This is a genomic window from Neisseria bergeri, assembly GCA_003044455.1.
GTDB classification, from domain to species: Bacteria; Pseudomonadota; Gammaproteobacteria; order Burkholderiales; family Neisseriaceae; genus Neisseria; species Neisseria bergeri.
The window spans coordinates 1-15,905 of the sequence record POWY01000015.1; the positions used below are offsets into that span (position 1 = coordinate 1).

Annotated in this window: 8 protein-coding genes; all 8 read right to left on the minus strand. The window is 45.9% G+C overall.

Annotated features, from left to right (window positions below; all coding sequences use genetic code 11):
• A partial coding sequence (locus DBY86_RS11085) for a DUF6531 domain-containing protein (protein WP_107820003.1) occupies positions 1 to 2,578 on the minus strand: 2,578 nt, incomplete at its 3' end.
• An 87-nt stretch (positions 2,579 to 2,665) separates the two neighbouring features.
• A complete protein-coding gene (locus DBY86_RS11090; protein WP_107820004.1) occupies positions 2,666 to 3,802 on the minus strand; it encodes a DUF2169 family type VI secretion system accessory protein in 1,137 nt (378 codons plus the stop codon).
• Between the two features lie 12 nt (positions 3,803 to 3,814).
• On the minus strand, positions 3,815 to 6,088 hold the full coding sequence (locus DBY86_RS11095; RefSeq protein ID WP_107820005.1) for a type VI secretion system Vgr family protein: 2,274 nt from the start codon (positions 6,086 to 6,088) through the stop codon (positions 3,815 to 3,817).
• Positions 6,089 to 6,230: 142 nt separating this feature from the next.
• On the minus strand, positions 6,231 to 9,788 hold the full coding sequence (gene tssM / locus DBY86_RS11100) for a type VI secretion system membrane subunit TssM (RefSeq protein ID WP_107820006.1): 3,558 nt from the start codon (positions 9,786 to 9,788) through the stop codon (positions 6,231 to 6,233).
• Between the two features lie 31 nt (positions 9,789 to 9,819).
• The gene (gene tssL / locus DBY86_RS11105) at positions 9,820 to 11,085 is read right to left on the minus strand and encodes a type VI secretion system protein TssL, long form (RefSeq protein ID WP_107820007.1); all 1,266 of its coding nucleotides are present in this window, start codon (positions 11,083 to 11,085) and stop codon (positions 9,820 to 9,822) included.
• Between the two features lie 24 nt (positions 11,086 to 11,109).
• On the minus strand, positions 11,110 to 12,453 hold the full coding sequence (gene tssK, locus DBY86_RS11110) for a type VI secretion system baseplate subunit TssK (RefSeq protein ID WP_107820008.1): 1,344 nt from the start codon (positions 12,451 to 12,453) through the stop codon (positions 11,110 to 11,112).
• A gap of 25 nt (positions 12,454 to 12,478) precedes the next feature.
• Positions 12,479 to 13,105 (minus strand): type VI secretion system lipoprotein TssJ, encoded by a 627-nt coding sequence (gene tssJ, locus DBY86_RS11115; RefSeq protein WP_107820009.1) that lies wholly within the window; start codon positions 13,103 to 13,105, stop codon positions 12,479 to 12,481.
• Positions 13,106 to 13,248: 143 nt separating this feature from the next.
• A complete protein-coding gene (gene tssH, locus DBY86_RS11120) occupies positions 13,249 to 15,900 on the minus strand; it encodes a type VI secretion system ATPase TssH (protein ID WP_107820010.1) in 2,652 nt (883 codons plus the stop codon).
• Between the last annotated feature and the right edge of the window lie 5 nt (positions 15,901 to 15,905).

Consider the following 15,905-nt stretch of genomic DNA (forward strand, 5'->3'; position numbering starts at 1 on the left):
AGTCGTAGTGGTAGCGGACGGTTTCGGTAACGGGCAGGTACAGCATATCGTACTGCGCATCGCGCCAGTCGGTTTCGGGCAGACCGTTTCGGGCGTTCTCTTCCTTAGACGGCACCTTCCATTGGTGCTGGGCGATGAGTTGGCCGTTTCCGTTGTAGTCGAAGCAGGTGATGCTGTGGCGGTTGGCGGCACGGACGAGGTTGCCGTTCGGGTCGTATTGGTAAACGGTTTCCTGAACCTTGTCGTTGTTGCGGGCGAGGGTATGGATTAGGCGTCCCAATACATCGCGTTTGAACTCGGTCATCCGCAGCGGGGTTTGGCTGTCGAGGCCGTCTGAAAGCGGGGCGGCGTCTTTTCTGGGGACGGGCTGTCCGCCCGGCTGCGCCATCAGTTTGGCGGCGAGGGTGGCGTCGTCGCCATATTCGCGCTGTTCGACCAGTTCGTTGCCGGCGTTGTAGCGGTAGCCGGTGAGCTTCCGGTCGAAACCGCTTTCGGCAATCAGGCGGTCGAGGACGTCGTAGGCAAAACGGTAGCGCGCACCGTTTTCATTGGTGAGGCCGATCAGACGGCGGGCTTTGTCGTAATGGTAGCCGAAGGTATGGCCCAGCGCATTGGTGCGCCGGGTCGGCAGGCCGTCTTGGCCGTATTCGTAGGAAGTGGTATGGCCTTCGCCGTCGGTATGGGTGGTCAGACGGCCTGCGGCATCGTAGCCGAAGGTCTCTTTGCTGCCGTCGGGATAGAGGGCGAGGGTAAGGTTTTGGTCGGCATCGTAATGGTATTCGGTGTGCCGTCCCAGCGCATCGGTAATGCGTGCCAGCTGTCCTTCGGGGGTATAAGAGAGTTTGGTTTCGTAACCGGAGCAGTCGGTAATGAGGTCGGGCTGATGGTTTTTGTTATAGTGGTAGGCGGTGCTGCTGCCGTTGGGGTCGGTCACCGACAGCAGCAGGCCGTTGCCGGCATATTCGAAACGGGTGGTATGTTTCAGCGGGTCGGTATGGGTCAGCAGGTTGCCCGCTTCGTCGTAGGTATAGCCGTCATAACGGCCTTCCGCATCGCTTTTGCGGATCAGGCGGTAGCAGTCGTCATAGTCGAAATGCAGGATGGCGCCGTCGGGGCGGACGATGGCCTCTACCTGCCCCTCGTTGCTGTACTGATAACGGGTAACGCGCCCCATCGCATCGGTGTGGCCGAGCAGACGGCCCAAACCGTCGCGTTCCATCAATACGGTGCTGCCGTCGGCAAACACCCGCTTGGTCAGCTCGTTGTTGTAGTCGTAATGGTATTGCTCGGTACGGCCCAACACGTCGGTTACCTCGGTATAACCGTCGTGATAGGTAAAGCGCCATTCCTCGCCCAAGGAAGTCCGGTTGCGCAACACCTTGCCGGTCGGGGTGTAATGGTCGTATTCGTATTCCGATACCAATCCCGCCGCATCCGTGTGCGACACCATCAGATTGTTTTTATAGCCGAAGCTGCGTTTGACGTTGCCGTCGCGGCCGATGACGAGGATCAAGTCGCCGCTATTATTGTATTCGTAGCGGACCAGCGGGCTGCCGACCCGGACCGTTTCGCCGAAGGCGGGCAACCCCTCCAGCAGCGATACCGACAGCAGCCGCATTTTGGGCGGCTGTTCGTCCGCCACATTGCCGAAGTCCAGCGAGAACACCCGGCCGTTGCCGTCGATGACGTATTGCGGCAGACCGGTCAGCGGATGATAGACGAAACGCTGATGGTTGCCGTTGGCATCTTCCACCGCCACCAGCGGGAAGAGGGTGGAATCCTCGTCCGAACCCGCCACCGCCAAAGGCGCAAAGCGCAGCGCTATCGAACCGTCCAGCGACGCAATGACATAATGGCCGTCCGGATTCTTACTGAACCAGATCTGTTCGCTCTCGAACAATACCGGTTCCTCATCGTCTTCATCGACTTCCGGCAGCGGGAACAGACGGCCCTGATCGTCGATATAGGCCAATCCCGCCGCATCGCGGATGATGCGTTGGCAGCCCGGCACGCTCCAGCCCTCGCCGAGCCAGCCGGTACCGTCCTGGTCGGAATAATAGCTGCGGCTCCAGACCAGCGGCAGGATGCCTTCAAAAGCAAAGTCGGTTTCACCCTCCAGAAACTTCAGCCCGTGTATCGGATTGACCGGGCGGCCGGCAGCGGCGGCAGCTTTGCAGGAAATACAGGGTTTGGGCGGCAGTTTCTTCTTGAACTTGTTGTTCATGTGGAACATATCGCCGGCACGGATGATGTGGCGCTTGCGGATTTTAACCGAAGAAGAGTGCATCATCGGCCAGGCAGGTTTGGCGGCGGTACGCGACAACACCCCCTTGCGGCCGGGTATGGCGGGTTCGTCGCCGGTGGTGCGGTTGGTTTTACTGGCCTTGAAGACGAAGGCGGGCTTGCGGTTGAGGCGTACGTCATTGGCGACGGTTTGGGCGCCGCCCAGGTCGGCGAAGAGCGGGAAGGGGATGGGCGGTGCGACCGGTGGGGCAGGAGGGGGCGGCCAGCAGAAATCGGGGACGGTAAAGACGACCCTGAAGTCGCTGCTTTTACGGGCGATTTTATTGAATGCCATGGCGGCTTGCTCCTGTTGGGGGATGGGGTCGTCTGAAATAGGGATGAGTAAGGGTTTAGAGTTTCAGACGACCTATGTGTGTGTGGTTTATATGTGTGCTGCCAAAGATGGCGGGATTGGGATAAATTCATCCTGCGAATCCCGACAGGCTTGAGCGGCCGCGATTTGATCTGCCCGTTCGTGTCGGGCGATGAATCTGAGCTGGCATGCCGCAATTTCCAGTTCCTCGGGAAAAGATGTGCGGTAGCTGCAATCGATGCGGCGTTGTTCCACATCGACAAGTATGGTGTCCAATACCATATCTTTGCACAATGACGAGTTGGTTGCCGTATGGGCGTGGACGAACACGGTTTCTACCGGCAAATCAACGGTAAAGCGTTGGTTGGGGGCTTGGAAGGAATGCACCATGCCGGTAAAGCTCAGTTCGTAAATATGGTTGGGTTTCAGATGGGGAAGTTGCAGCGAGGGATGGGCGCCGTTCCAATAGGCCATAGAAAAATCTTCAGGCAGTAGCGGGGCACGGTTGGCTATCCATTGCTCATCGGCAGTACCGGTATGTTGGGCACGCAGTGCGAAATAACGGGGCATAAAGCCGAAGCCTTCGGGTTCGGCCTTATCGGACGGATCGCGCACCGGGTGTGCAGGGTCGTAGATTTGATGTGCTTTCAGCGTCCGTTTGAACCCGTTTTTTTTGAGTTCGGCCTTCGGATAGTAGCCGATACCGATGGCGTTCTGCTGATAGCCTGTGTGGTCGTCTTCTACTGCGTTGCCGCCAAAGGCAAACTCATAGCGGATAGGCAGGGAAAGGATGGGGTCGGGTTCGCTCAAAGACCATCCTGCCGCCTCCCTTACCCAGTAACGTTCCCCGGTAAGCGCCAGGCTTTTTTGGTAATCGCCGATGCTTACGGATACGGTAAATTGCCGAGAGGGGACATCGTCGGGTGCATAGGCGGTGGCATTGACGACCAAGTCGGTTTTGGGCTTGTAGAGGCTGAAGTCGCTTTCAAACTGAGTTGAGGTTTGCGAGGGATCGCCGTAATAGGTATCGGCAAACGTGAGTGGCGTTTGCTTACGGGCAAACGCAAGCTCCGCTTTTCCTGTTTCCGAGTCGATTTCAAACTCGTAGCTGACTTTGGCAACGACTACATCATAAGCCCGATCTGTTTGGTCGATGTTTTTAAACTGCTGCGTATGAAAGCAGGTAAAGTTCTGCAACTCAAACATGGCGCATCTTCTCTAGTTGATATCGACTTTTTTGCCGTCGATATCTACCACCTTCGTACCGACGATCTTGATCGATTTGCTGACGATGCTGATTTTGTTTTTATCAATCAAAATCATAGAATTACCGACTTGTATGGTGATTTTTCTGCCTGCGGACAGCGTGATGTTTCGACCGGCGTTGAGGCCGATGTTCATACCGGCGTTGAGACCCATCACCAAGCCGACGCTATGCATTTCTGCACCGACGACATTGGTCATCCAGCCTGCACCGACGTTCAACATATAGCCTGCACCGATGTTGGTCATCTGTCCGATACCGACATTGTTCATACCGTTCAGGCTGACGGTTTCCTGTCTGTTGCCGCCGATACTGCTGACTTCGTTGGCAACAACGGTCTTGTTGCGGTTGGCACCGACGGTCAGAGCTTGGTTTTTGCCGACAGCAACGTTCTGATCCTGTCCGACAGTCAACGCTTGGCTCTGTCCTATGCCTACTTTCTCGTTCAAACCGACAGAACGGCTGCGGTTTTTACCCACGTTGACGCTTTGGTCTTTACCTACGCTGGTACTTTGATTGTCTCCTACACTAATGCTTTGGTTTTGGGTAATGCTGGAGGTCTCGTTTTGACCCACCGATTTTATGCGGTTTTGGGTAATTGAAGCCGTTTCGTTTTTTTGGACGGTTTTTGCCCGATCGCCTACTACTGTAACGGTTTCGTTGTTACCGATCGTGGTGGTGCGGTCGTTGTTGACGTTGCGGGTTTCGTTATTTTTAACCAGCGAGGTCAGGTCTTTTTGCGCTTGGAAATTGACCATCTCGGAACCGGCAGTATCGTTGAACATCAGTTCATTGAAGTTGGACAATGGCGAATTGAAACTTTTACTTTTGATACCGGACTTTTTGGCCGCGGCAGGAAAGCCCCATGGTGGCGACATTGCGCTGTTGTACAGACGACCCAATACAATCGGTCGGTCGGCATCGCCGTTGATGAAGTCGACCAGCACTTCTTCACCGATACGCGGGGTGTTGATAGAACCGTATCCCGCACCGGCAGAACCTTGCGTTACCCGAACCCAGTTGGAGCTGTTTTCATCCATTTTACCGTAGCGGTCCCAATGGAATTGCACTTTAATATCGCCATACTCGTTGGTATAAACCTCTTCTCCGGCAGGACCCGTTACCGTCGCCGCTTGTGTGCCCAAAACTTTGGGTTTTGGCGTTTTAAGGGGAGGGCGGTATGGGTAGGATTTGGGCAATACGCGGAATGAAATTCTGAATTTACCGATACGGTCGCCGGTAGTATAGCCGGCTTCTTCAAAATCATAATCTGCTTTCAGAATGGTGTATTCGGTATTGGATGATGAATGCGGGTGCTTACTCAGGGTAAACGTATAACCCGGAGCCACCGTCAATGCAGTACCTGAACCGGTAATAATCTTAGTTTGGCTTTTCAAATCTTCACTGCGTACCTGACTGTAATTTTGCGCTTCGGAAACATCGCTAAAGCCGGTATAAAAGTCATAATGCTCCATCGGGACAGAACTGAAATCGTGAACCGAGTCAGAAGATTTCATCGGGACTTTGGCGTTTTTATAATTGTATTCCTGAGTCACGAACTGGCTGGATTTCAGGGCATCACGTTCCTCCCAAACATCGATATAGGCGATGTTGGGTGCTCCGGGTGCAGTATTTTTGGAATGGTAAGGAATGTTAGGAGAAGAGACGGCTTCCAGAATACCGACATCATCAGCAATAACCAGCTCGTGCGAACCGTTGCTGTGGGTAAAGTAATAGTAGATGCCTTCCTGTTCAAATAGGCGGCTCAGGAAGTCAAAACTGTTTTCCTGATATTGAACACAAAAGCCCCTTGTACGATAGTTTTTTTGGCATTTAACCTGAAAGGGGAATCCGAAGGGAGATAAGACTTCATTGGCAATATCCAGAACGGATTTATCGACAAATACTCTGCTGTCGGTATTTTGGGTGAGATACCACATAAACGGACGAGCTGTGCAGGTGTAGGCATGATAGTCTTCTTCGTCTTCATCTTCGCCGATATAGCCGAAGTCAGTCACCAAACCGTTCAAATAACGCGGACTGCCTGCTTCTGTATCAATTTCCAATGTTATTGGTTGTCCGATAATATCTTTGCCTTGTAAATTGGAATCTTTGGAAACTAAAGTGATATTAAATTCAAAAAGGTTTGAAACAAATTCTGTTCCAAGCATTTTTTTGAATAATAGTTGTGATTCCAAAGGTGTATGAGCAACGACTGTTCTATTCATTTCGGGAAATTCCTTGTTTACATTAGAAACCAATTTCGCTTCAATGTCAGACTTTCTATTTTTCAATCACACAAAGGACTGTGGCAGAAACTTGTTGGAATATGTGATTTCAGACGACCTGCTTACATTCGCACTACGACCTTCAAATGCACTGAAAATTCCTTAATTTATTTAAATTAAAAGGGTTGAAGGCTGTAGAAGTAGTAAATTCAAGCACAATGTTTTTGCCTTGGATGTTGTATTCGACAACGGTAGTGTTTCCTGTTTGACGAATGATTTTTCCTTTTTCAATCAGACGGAATATTGACCATGATCCGGTTGAGCTGATACCCGCACTATTGATTTGCGGAGAGGAAACATCGATCTTTGCCAAGGCATTTTCTTCTTTTGAGGGCCAGGTAAAGGTTGCAGGATTGACTGGGCCATGACTGTATACATAGCTTTTCCCTGCATAAGAAACATTCACACTTTCCAGGCTGGGATCAAGGAGCAAGACCTTGATTGTAAAGCCAAAAGTAGGCGTTTCAGATCCTTTGTCGAAATATCCTTGTCGGATTGTTGCAATGTCGTTCAGTTTGGAAAAACGGTCTTTAAATGCGCTGTTTTTGGCCGCTAATGTTTCCAGTTTCTCTGAACGCGCCAATATGGCGGCCTCCCCTGACAAATTGGTAAACTTGCTGTACATACCGTTTGGACCAAATATATTGCTAAAGCTTTCCAAGGCAACATTGGTCTCAGATCCCCTATCAAAAGGGTAACCCTGTTGATGTATTTCTTGGCAACTGTTTGTTACGGTTGCCAACTGTTTTTCCAAGGTGGACATAAGTTTTTCATCGACAATCTTGTCGGTGTTGTTCAAAATGATCTCAGAAAAACTGTCTAACATTGGGCGGAAAGGCATAGGAAGCCGGTTTACTTCAGCTTTGTATTTCACAAACGGATCATCAGGAGGCAAATCTACCCCTTTTTCAACTGCAACATTAACAGCAACCAAATAAACGTACAGATCATTAATGGCTTCAGTAATGCTGTTAATAGCCGGAGGTTGATCGTTTGTGGTTTCAGTTAGGCTATGGAAATCTGCAAAAGCATCATCAACAGGAGTGGCCAGTTTCAAAGCAGCCAATTCATTTTTCACATTGGCCTCTCCTTCAGCGTCTAAAAGCTTTGACAGACCTGCTCTATTTAACCAGTCGGCAATTTTACTGTCTGCTTTATCGGTTATCTTTTTATCAATGGTAAGCGTCGTGTTGTCACTGATACCTTTGATAATGTTAACCAAGGGCGAATTTTTCTCTGACAAAAGTTTGGCAATCTGAATACTTTCTCGAGATGATTTAGGTACAACCAATGACAAATCAGACAAATAGTTATTCCATGCCTTGATGTAATTGTTGAAATAAAGCTTTTGAGCATCAGAAAGAACAGTAGCTTTACTTTGGCTTTGTGAGGCATAGCTATCCAATACCCAGTTGTCTTCATTAAAAAATTGTTCTGCCGATTTAACCATAGCAGGTAATACTTTGGTAATGTAGGCTTCTTTGGTATAAATGAAGTTAATAGGCTCTTTTAAAGCTTTACCAGTTTTACGACGGAACAATAAGTGGCTTTGCACACCGCCCATACTTGAAAGAGAAACAGGTGTGATTCCTTCTTTGCCTGAGAGAGTAACAGTATTGATGGTATCCTCCAGCACCATAGTTGCAATATCTCTTTGGGCAATTTCTTGCCTACGACGTTCAACCAATGCTTCATCATAGGGTGCGCTAGGAGTAATGCTTTGCTTGGAAAGAATCTGGTGTAAAGCTTTTTCAACAGATTTTTTCTGTTGGTTGCTCATGCCTGAAGATTCTGCTTCAGACAAATTAGTCATCAGCCAGTTTTGCATAAAAGCGGCATCAAAATGTTCTTTGTCATACATCATCAGATAAGCTTTTAAAGCATTGTAGCCATTAACTCTGACTGAGCCGCTGGTTGTACGCAGAAGTTCATCTAATTTAAAGCTGATTAAAGGCATTACGTTGTCTTGAAGGATTCTGCGGTAGGCAGATTCTCCAACGTCTTTCATTTGCCCGCCTTGATAAAGGCCCATACGATAGCTGAGGGGAGGGGAGGACAGATCGGGAATCTCTCTACTGCTGGTTGTATCTTTGACATGTTCTGCAAATGTTACTGCTTTAAGTAGGTCGGGAGCTTCAGTGTATTTTTTCGCCTCTTGACCCAGTTTGGTTGCTTTATCGCCAACCTGCTCAAGATATGAGCGATTATTCGAATAACTGTTCAGCATCATGGCTAAGCAGGCAGCGACTATGGTGACAATAGCTCCAATGCCTAACCAATAGAGCATTTGTTTTTTGACAAACCAAGATTTATTTTCTCCCGCCAGGTTTGCTTCACTAAGGATGACATCAGAGAACAGTCTGTGCAGGAAAAAGCTTCGCTCATTATTTTGAGTTTTGGTTCGATCCGAATCCAAGTATTTTTTCGATAATTGGAAATCGTTTTGCAAGCCATCCAAGATGGGATTGAAATGTTGTCCCGTTTGGGTACCGCTTGAGAAATAAACACCTCTCCACGAGATAGGTTGCTCAAATTTTGAAGATTTAGATAATTCTTTAAATAGAGAAAGTACCGCCTGATTAAGACGTTCAAATTCTTCAGGGAAAGCAAAAGCCGCTGCTTTATCTTCAGAAGATTCCAATTGGTGAATAGTGCCCAACATAGAGGAGCGCAATTTATCTACAACTTCCGATAAAGCGTTGGAAGCAGTGGCAATAGGAGTTTCCATCCCTTCCGTATCAGAAAGAGAAATTCCCAGATATTGATTTCTTTGTTCTTCAGTCAGATGATTAAAGAATTTGTCAAAACCATGCAGTAAATCCAGTTTGGTTATCATGAGATAAACGGGGAAATGTATACCTAATTTAGTATGCATCTCATGGATTCTTTTGCGAAGCTCTGCAGAAATTTTGGGGATATTGGTTTTACCTCCCAAAAGGTCATCTACTCCGACGGTAACCAATACACCGTTAATAGGTTGTTTGGGACGGTAACGCTTCAGAAGGGATACAAATTCTTCCCAGTCGCTGGAGTCTTTATTACTGTGGTTGTCATGTAAAGACAATCTGCCCGCAGTATCGAGAAGTACAATTTCATCCGATAAAAACCAATCGCAATCACGCGTTCCTGCCAAGCCGCTTACAGATGTTCCTAAAGTGCTTTCTAGGGGGAAGTTGAGACCGGAACGTTTTAACGCTGTTGTTTTACCAGAGCCGGCAGCACCTAAAACAACATACCACGGCATTTGATAAAGATACTGACCTTCTTCCAATCTCGCCAATAAACTATTTTTAGATTTGGAGAATTTAGCGTTTTTCAGTATTTTATCCATTTCAGCAAACTGACGGCTCATTGAGCTGACATCGCCTGCATTTTTCAAGATGGGTTCTTGCGCTGCGCGAATTTCCTTCAGTAAGGCAGCGTTGCGGCGTGATTCACGATATTGGCGAAATATGGCTTTAGCCAACCAAATGCCGATAATGGCTGCACACACGGCAAGGCGAATGGTCTTGTTTGCTAAAGGACGGATTTCGCCTATGGAAATCAGTGGGCCGATAAACCATACCAATATAATCAGACCGGCGATACCCAGCATTACCCATAAAGAACGGGAGCCTAGAAAATAAAGAATTTTTTTCATATTTGTTTTTCCGTATCAATCCAATTTCAGATTATTGATGTGTACTTACATCACTGCTTGGCTGAGTAGTGGAAGTATTGGTTTTTACTTCTACTGCACTACCCAGTTTCGGGCCGGTTCCAGTTGTGAATAGGGTGATTTCAACCCTTCGGTTTTTGGCTCTATTTTCCAAAGTATCATTTGGCGCAACAGGATCGGTCGAACCACGCCCCTCTGAACGAATACGAGCTCCGCCATTTTTGATGTAATTCAATAAAATTTCTTTTACTGCGTCTGCACGAGCTTGAGAGAGATGCCAGTTAGATGGGAAGTTCAAGCTCTGAATGGGTTGATTGTCAGTATATCCGGTCACTACGATTTGCCCTTCTACGCTATCTAAAGCTTGGCTGACTCTAGCTAAGACAGGGTAATATTGGTCTTGGATTTGTGCAGAACCAGACTCAAAGAGACCGTCACCCAAAATAGTGACTGTACTTCTATCTTGAAAGTCTTCTACAGAGACTAGCTTTCTAGCAATTTCATTTTCCAATAAAGGACGTAGTCGGACAGTATTTTGTGTTTCTTGCTGTTTAGCCGTAACAGAAGGGAGTTTGAGATTGTTGACTTTTGTACTGGCAGTATCAAAATCATCACCTAAAGACCATTGCATGGCAAAGTAGCCCACTCCTAAGATGACTGCCCCTAAAACACCTACTACCCATAAAGGAATAGTAAGTCTCTGTTTTCTCTGGATGGTATTTGTAATGATTGGATTGTGTTTGAAAAGAGCAGTAGTTTGATCTGGTCTTTTGCTATGGATTGAGGCAAGCAAGTCTCTTTTAATTTTGTCAATTTCGAGTTCGCCACTGTTTAATACTTGATACTTGCCTTTATAGCCAAATTGCAAACATAAGTACATGAACTCTAATAAATCAATATTTTTATCCGGATCCTGCTTTAGATTTTGAATAATCTCAAAAAAACGCTCTCCTCCCCATGTTTCGTCATAGAAAGATACTAGCAGGCTGTTTTTGGACCAAGTTTGATCTGCCCAACCCGCACGAACAGCTAATTCATCTACGAAAGTACATAGGCAGTATTTTGCGGCCTGAATAGCGTCATACCTTGCTCCATTTTTTTCAGCATTTTCTTCAAAATTATTGATTAGGATAGAAAATTTGTTGATCAAACTGTCAGTAGACAATTGACTGGTAGTTTGTTGCATCGCATTGACTAAGATAAAAACCGGTTTGGCAGCCTCAATCAAAGGGTTATAAATATTTGCGATGCCGTGTGCAGCATTATTCTGGTTATCCATAATAAAATTCCAAATTAAACCAAATTAACTTAAAGACTTAATTGCCCAAAATTCAACATCTAAATTCGGAAAATTACCGGCTAAATGGAAGGCCATGCCTGATGAAGTATCAAACATGTCCCACAACTCGTGCTTTTTGTCCAATTCAAAATAGACATAACCGCTGTGGTATGGCAATTCTCTTGGTGCAACAGATAAAGCGTGCACCCTAATTCCAGGCAGGTGGTAAGCAACCAATTCTTTTACTTTTTCCACGGTACCTATTTTTACTACACTAGGAATTTTTTGGCGCAATGCTTCGTTCGGCATATCGGCTTTAATCGCAAGAACAAATGAAGCTTTGTCCAGTAAACTTTGGTCTGGTGTTTGAGCAACGCGAGTCGCTTCATCACGCATATCAAGCGGAATCCTAATCGCTCGTTGTTCAAGTACGATAGATAATGATTTACGTAAATTGAAAAATAACTTACCGAAACATGAGGCTAGGTCATTATGCTTATATACTGGGATATCACCTACTTTGCGAGAAGGCAGGAAGGTCATTAAATCAGCACATAGTTTGGATAAATTAATAAATAATTGTTCAGGGTGTGTTTGTCGTGCGCCTTCATTTTCGTGATGCAAATATGCCAAATATCGATTAATGGTTTGAAGCATCATGAAGTCCATAACTTCAACAGAGCCGCCGGTATTAGGATCATTCACAGCATTAGCCAAGCTATTGCTTTTTTGCATCAATAAACCATAGATCTCTGAAATATAAGCCTTTAGATGCTGTTGCTTTTGACTTCCGAGACAAGGCGGAATATATGATTCGTCCAGAATGATTTCAAAGTCCGCAGAGCTGGAACGGATGAGAGCAATGGGCAGGGCAGTTTGTCCGCTGGTTAAGTCGTTTTCTAAAACTAACATCGGATTAAGATCTGCCAGTGTTATCTGACGACCATCTAATTCAGTATTTGTAGTGTCTGCTAGAGTTTTATTAAAAGCTTTGTAGCGACATGAGTCTGAAGAGTCCTGATTTGGAAAATAAATCTCATTATTTACAGAAGAAGGCAGAGTAACAGCTAGGCAGATTTTGGTGTCTTTAATATTTGCAGGAACTTTTAGAGTCAGATTTTCGAGCTGTTTTTGCGAGAACAAAAATACAGAGCCATCGGGAAAAACCCCTTCTGCTTCATTAATACTAATTACCCCTCGTTTGAGGCTGTCTGAATTTAATACCAGCGAAGAGAATCCCCAAAAATGGCCCTCTTGAGAAACGGTTAATTGGCGTAAGCCGGATTCAAGATAACGTTCAAATTGCTGGAAATGTTGAGGAGTAATAAAGATACCCTCTGACCATACTACTTTTGCTTCTATTGCCATGCCTTCATCCTTAATTTTTTAGTTATTATTTTTCTTCACGGAAAATGCCTTTACTAAGATCGCTGCCGTATTTGCGTGCTTTTCCATTTTCTCTAATTTTTTTATCGTCAGGGTGCCGCTCTTTATATTCCTTTAACATATCCTTCATTTCTGACTTTGATAATTGGGTTAATTTATTTTTACCAACGTTTACATAGAAATAATGTTTACCAAATTGATACCATTGTTTCTTCTGCTTCAATAACACCAATTTCCATTGACTGTTATTCAAATCTCGATAACTTGCGACTACGCCTAGATATTTCAGGTGCGAATCCATTTTAATCGGCAATATGGTAACCGTATCAGGATGCAGCATGAATTGGTTCTGCTGGATTAACTTCTCACCTAAATTTTCTTTGGCATTGTTGGTAAGTTCAAAATAGTTTGATTTTTTGAACTCTCCATCAGAAGACAACTGATATAAATCCAGCCTGATGGGAGAAGGTTGACCAACTATATTAGGATTCACATCAGGAGAAACTATGATTTGTACATCAATTTCTTCCCCACTCTCATCAGATTCTTTAGGGGGTTTATGGTCGGAAGCACATGAGCTTACCATTAAGGATATCATTAAGAATGATATATATTTTATTAGTTGTTTATGCATCTTAATTGCCTTCAAGTCCATCAATATTGATTACGTCTGACAACAAATATTTCAATCAGTCATACAATATATGACTACTAGGGAAATAAATAGGTTTGTTATAATTGATTAGAAATACTAAATTTTTTTAATATTATCTAAAATTATAAAGCATTTTTCTTGCGAAGTTTATATTTATATTGATAAGTAAAGTCATGATTATTTGCATCAATATTTACGCTTAAAATTTGTTTGCCTTGAGTTGCAGAGGTAAGCAGTTCACGACTGATTTGCGGTAGAACCGTGTTGGTCAAGATTGCATCAATCATACGGCCACCTGACTCAACTTCTGTGCAGCGCGAAGTAATCAGTTTTAGCACTTCAGGCGTGTAGTGCAGGTCGATACCGTGGTTATTTTTAATTCGATCTACGATACGGCCTAATTGCAATTCCACAATTTTTGAGAGCATATCGTCAGATAGCGGATAGTAAGGAATCACCTGCATACGGCCTAATAGCGCGGCAGGGAAAGTTTTCAGCATGGGGGCACGCAAGGCTTTGGTTAAGCCTTCCGGACTAGGCAGCATTTCAGGGTCGTTACACATATCCATAATCAAATCCGTCCCTACATTGGTAGTCAGGATAATGATGGTGTTTTTGAAATCGATATAACGACCTTCACCGTCTTCCATCCAGCCTTTGTCAAATACTTGGAAGAAGATTTCGTGCACATCCGGATGTGCTTTCTCTACTTCATCAAGCAAGATAACGCTATAAGGTTTGCGTCGTACGGCTTCGGTCAGTACGCCACCTTCACCATAACCGACATAGCCCGGAGGCGCGCCTTTCAGGGTGGATACGGTATGAGCTTCCTGATATTCACTCATATTGATGGTAATTACGTTTTGTTTACCGCCGTACAATGTATCAGCCAAAGCCAATGCCGTTTCGGTTTTGCCCACGCCGGAAGGACCTGCCAACATGAAAACGCCGATAGGTTTGTTGGGGTTATCCAGATTCGCACGTGATGTTTGGATACGACGGGCGATTGCATCCAAACCGTGACGCTGACCAATGATGCGTTTGTTTAAAGTATCAGCAAGTTGCAAGACAGCCTCAACTTCATCTTTCATCATTTTGCCAACCGGAATACCTGTCCAGTCAGCTACAACGTCGGCAACGGTACGGCTATCCACTAAAGGCATAACCAGCGGTTGGATGCCTTGCAGTTTTTTCAGTTTGTTAACCAACTCTTTTTGGCGGGTGTACAGCTGCTTGGCTTCTTTCTCAGCCGTTCCTTCTTCCGCTTGCATGATTTGTTCGCGTACATCTAATAGTTCGGTAACCAAGTCTGTTTCAGATTTCCATCTGTCTTCTAATTTTTTCAGACGGCCTTCAACTTCAATCAGTTCTTTACCGATATTGGTTATCCGTGTTTCAGAATCGAAACTGAGTTTTTTCTCACGTTCCAAATTTGCTTGTTCAAGTTTTAATGCCTCGGATTTCTTCCGCAAAAATTCAATACTGCCGGGAACAGCATGCTGGCTGACAGCAACACGTGCGCAAGCGGTATCAATCAAACCGACAGCTTTATCGGGAAGTTGGCGTGCAGGGATGTAGCGATGGGAAAGTTTTACGGCTGCCTGAATTGCTTCATCGAGAATAATCACGTTATGGTGTTTTTCCAAAGAAGCGTTTAATGCTCTAAGCATGTTGATGGCTTTGTTTTCGTCGGGCTCATCCACTTGCACCACTTGGAAACGGCGGGTCAGGGCAGGGTCTTTCTCAAAGTATTTTTTGTACTCTGCCCATGTTGTCGCGCCGATGGTACGCAGTTTGCCTCGGGCGAGCGCAGGTTTGAGCAGGTTGGCTGCATCGCCCGTACCGACTGTACCGCCTGCACCAATCAAGGTATGGATTTCGTCGATAAAGAGCACAATGGGGGTCGGACTGGATTCCACTTCGTCCATAACCGCTCTGAGTCGTGATTCAAATTCTCCGCTGACGCTGGCACCGGCTTTAAGCAAACCGATATCCAGCAAAATTAATTGAACGTCTTTCAATCCCGGGGGAACATCTCCGGCCGCCAAACGCAATGCCAGTGCTTCGACGACGGCTGTCTTACCGACTCCGGCTTCGCCTGTCAGAATCGGATTGTTTTGACGGCGGCGCATCAGGATGTCAATCATTTGCCTGATTTCGGAATTGCGACCTGTTAAGGGATCTATTTCGCCATTTTTGGCTTTTTCAGTGAGATTGCTGCCGTATTTGGCCAAGGCACTTTCTTTGTGGGTAGCGTTAGGCTCAGAAGATAAGGCATTTTGGGTAACTTCAAGATTTTCTTCAGAGTTTGCAGTAATAGCGATGATATTGTTCGCCAATGTTTCAGGTTTGATTTTGAGGAACTCGGATGAAATATTGGCTACAATACTCTGCAACGTCTTATTTTCAAGCATGGTGTAGAAAATATGAGCAGTACGGATTTTGTCGGTACCGAATTTGAGCGAGCTGTATGTCCAAGTTTGTTCGACAAGGGTTTGGATATGTTCGGAAAAATCGATAACGGCAGTAGAACCTGCAGGAAGTTTTTCAACCGCTGTCAATACATCTTTTCGGACTCTGGCTTCGTCTAAATTAAAACTGTTGATCAGGCAGAAGATATCGGTTTTTTCGGTTTGCAGCAGAGAATGAAGCCAGTGAACCAACTCAACGTAGCTGTTTTCACGAAGACGGCAGAAGGTGTAGGCATTTTCCAGAGTTTTATACAAGGTGGTATTCAACTTGCCAAATAATACGCTGCGGCTGATGTTTGACATGATGT

What these genes read in the sequence shown, in the direction of transcription:
- DBY86_RS11090 (WP_107820004.1), bottom strand. Translation starts at nt 3,802, where the DNA reads ATGTTTGAGTTGCAGAACTTTACCTGCTTTCATACGCAGCAGTTTAAA.
- DBY86_RS11095 (WP_107820005.1), bottom strand. Translation starts at nt 6,088, where the DNA reads ATGAATAGAACAGTCGTTGCTCATACACCTTTGGAATCACAACTATTA.
- tssM (WP_107820006.1), bottom strand. Translation starts at nt 9,788, where the DNA reads ATGAAAAAAATTCTTTATTTTCTAGGCTCCCGTTCTTTATGGGTAATG.
- tssL (WP_107820007.1), bottom strand. Translation starts at nt 11,085, where the DNA reads ATGGATAACCAGAATAATGCTGCACACGGCATCGCAAATATTTATAAC.
- tssK (WP_107820008.1), bottom strand. Translation starts at nt 12,453, where the DNA reads ATGGCAATAGAAGCAAAAGTAGTATGGTCAGAGGGTATCTTTATTACT.
- tssJ (WP_107820009.1), bottom strand. Translation starts at nt 13,105, where the DNA reads ATGCATAAACAACTAATAAAATATATATCATTCTTAATGATATCCTTA.
- tssH (WP_107820010.1), bottom strand. Translation starts at nt 15,900, where the DNA reads ATGTCAAACATCAGCCGCAGCGTATTATTTGGCAAGTTGAATACCACC.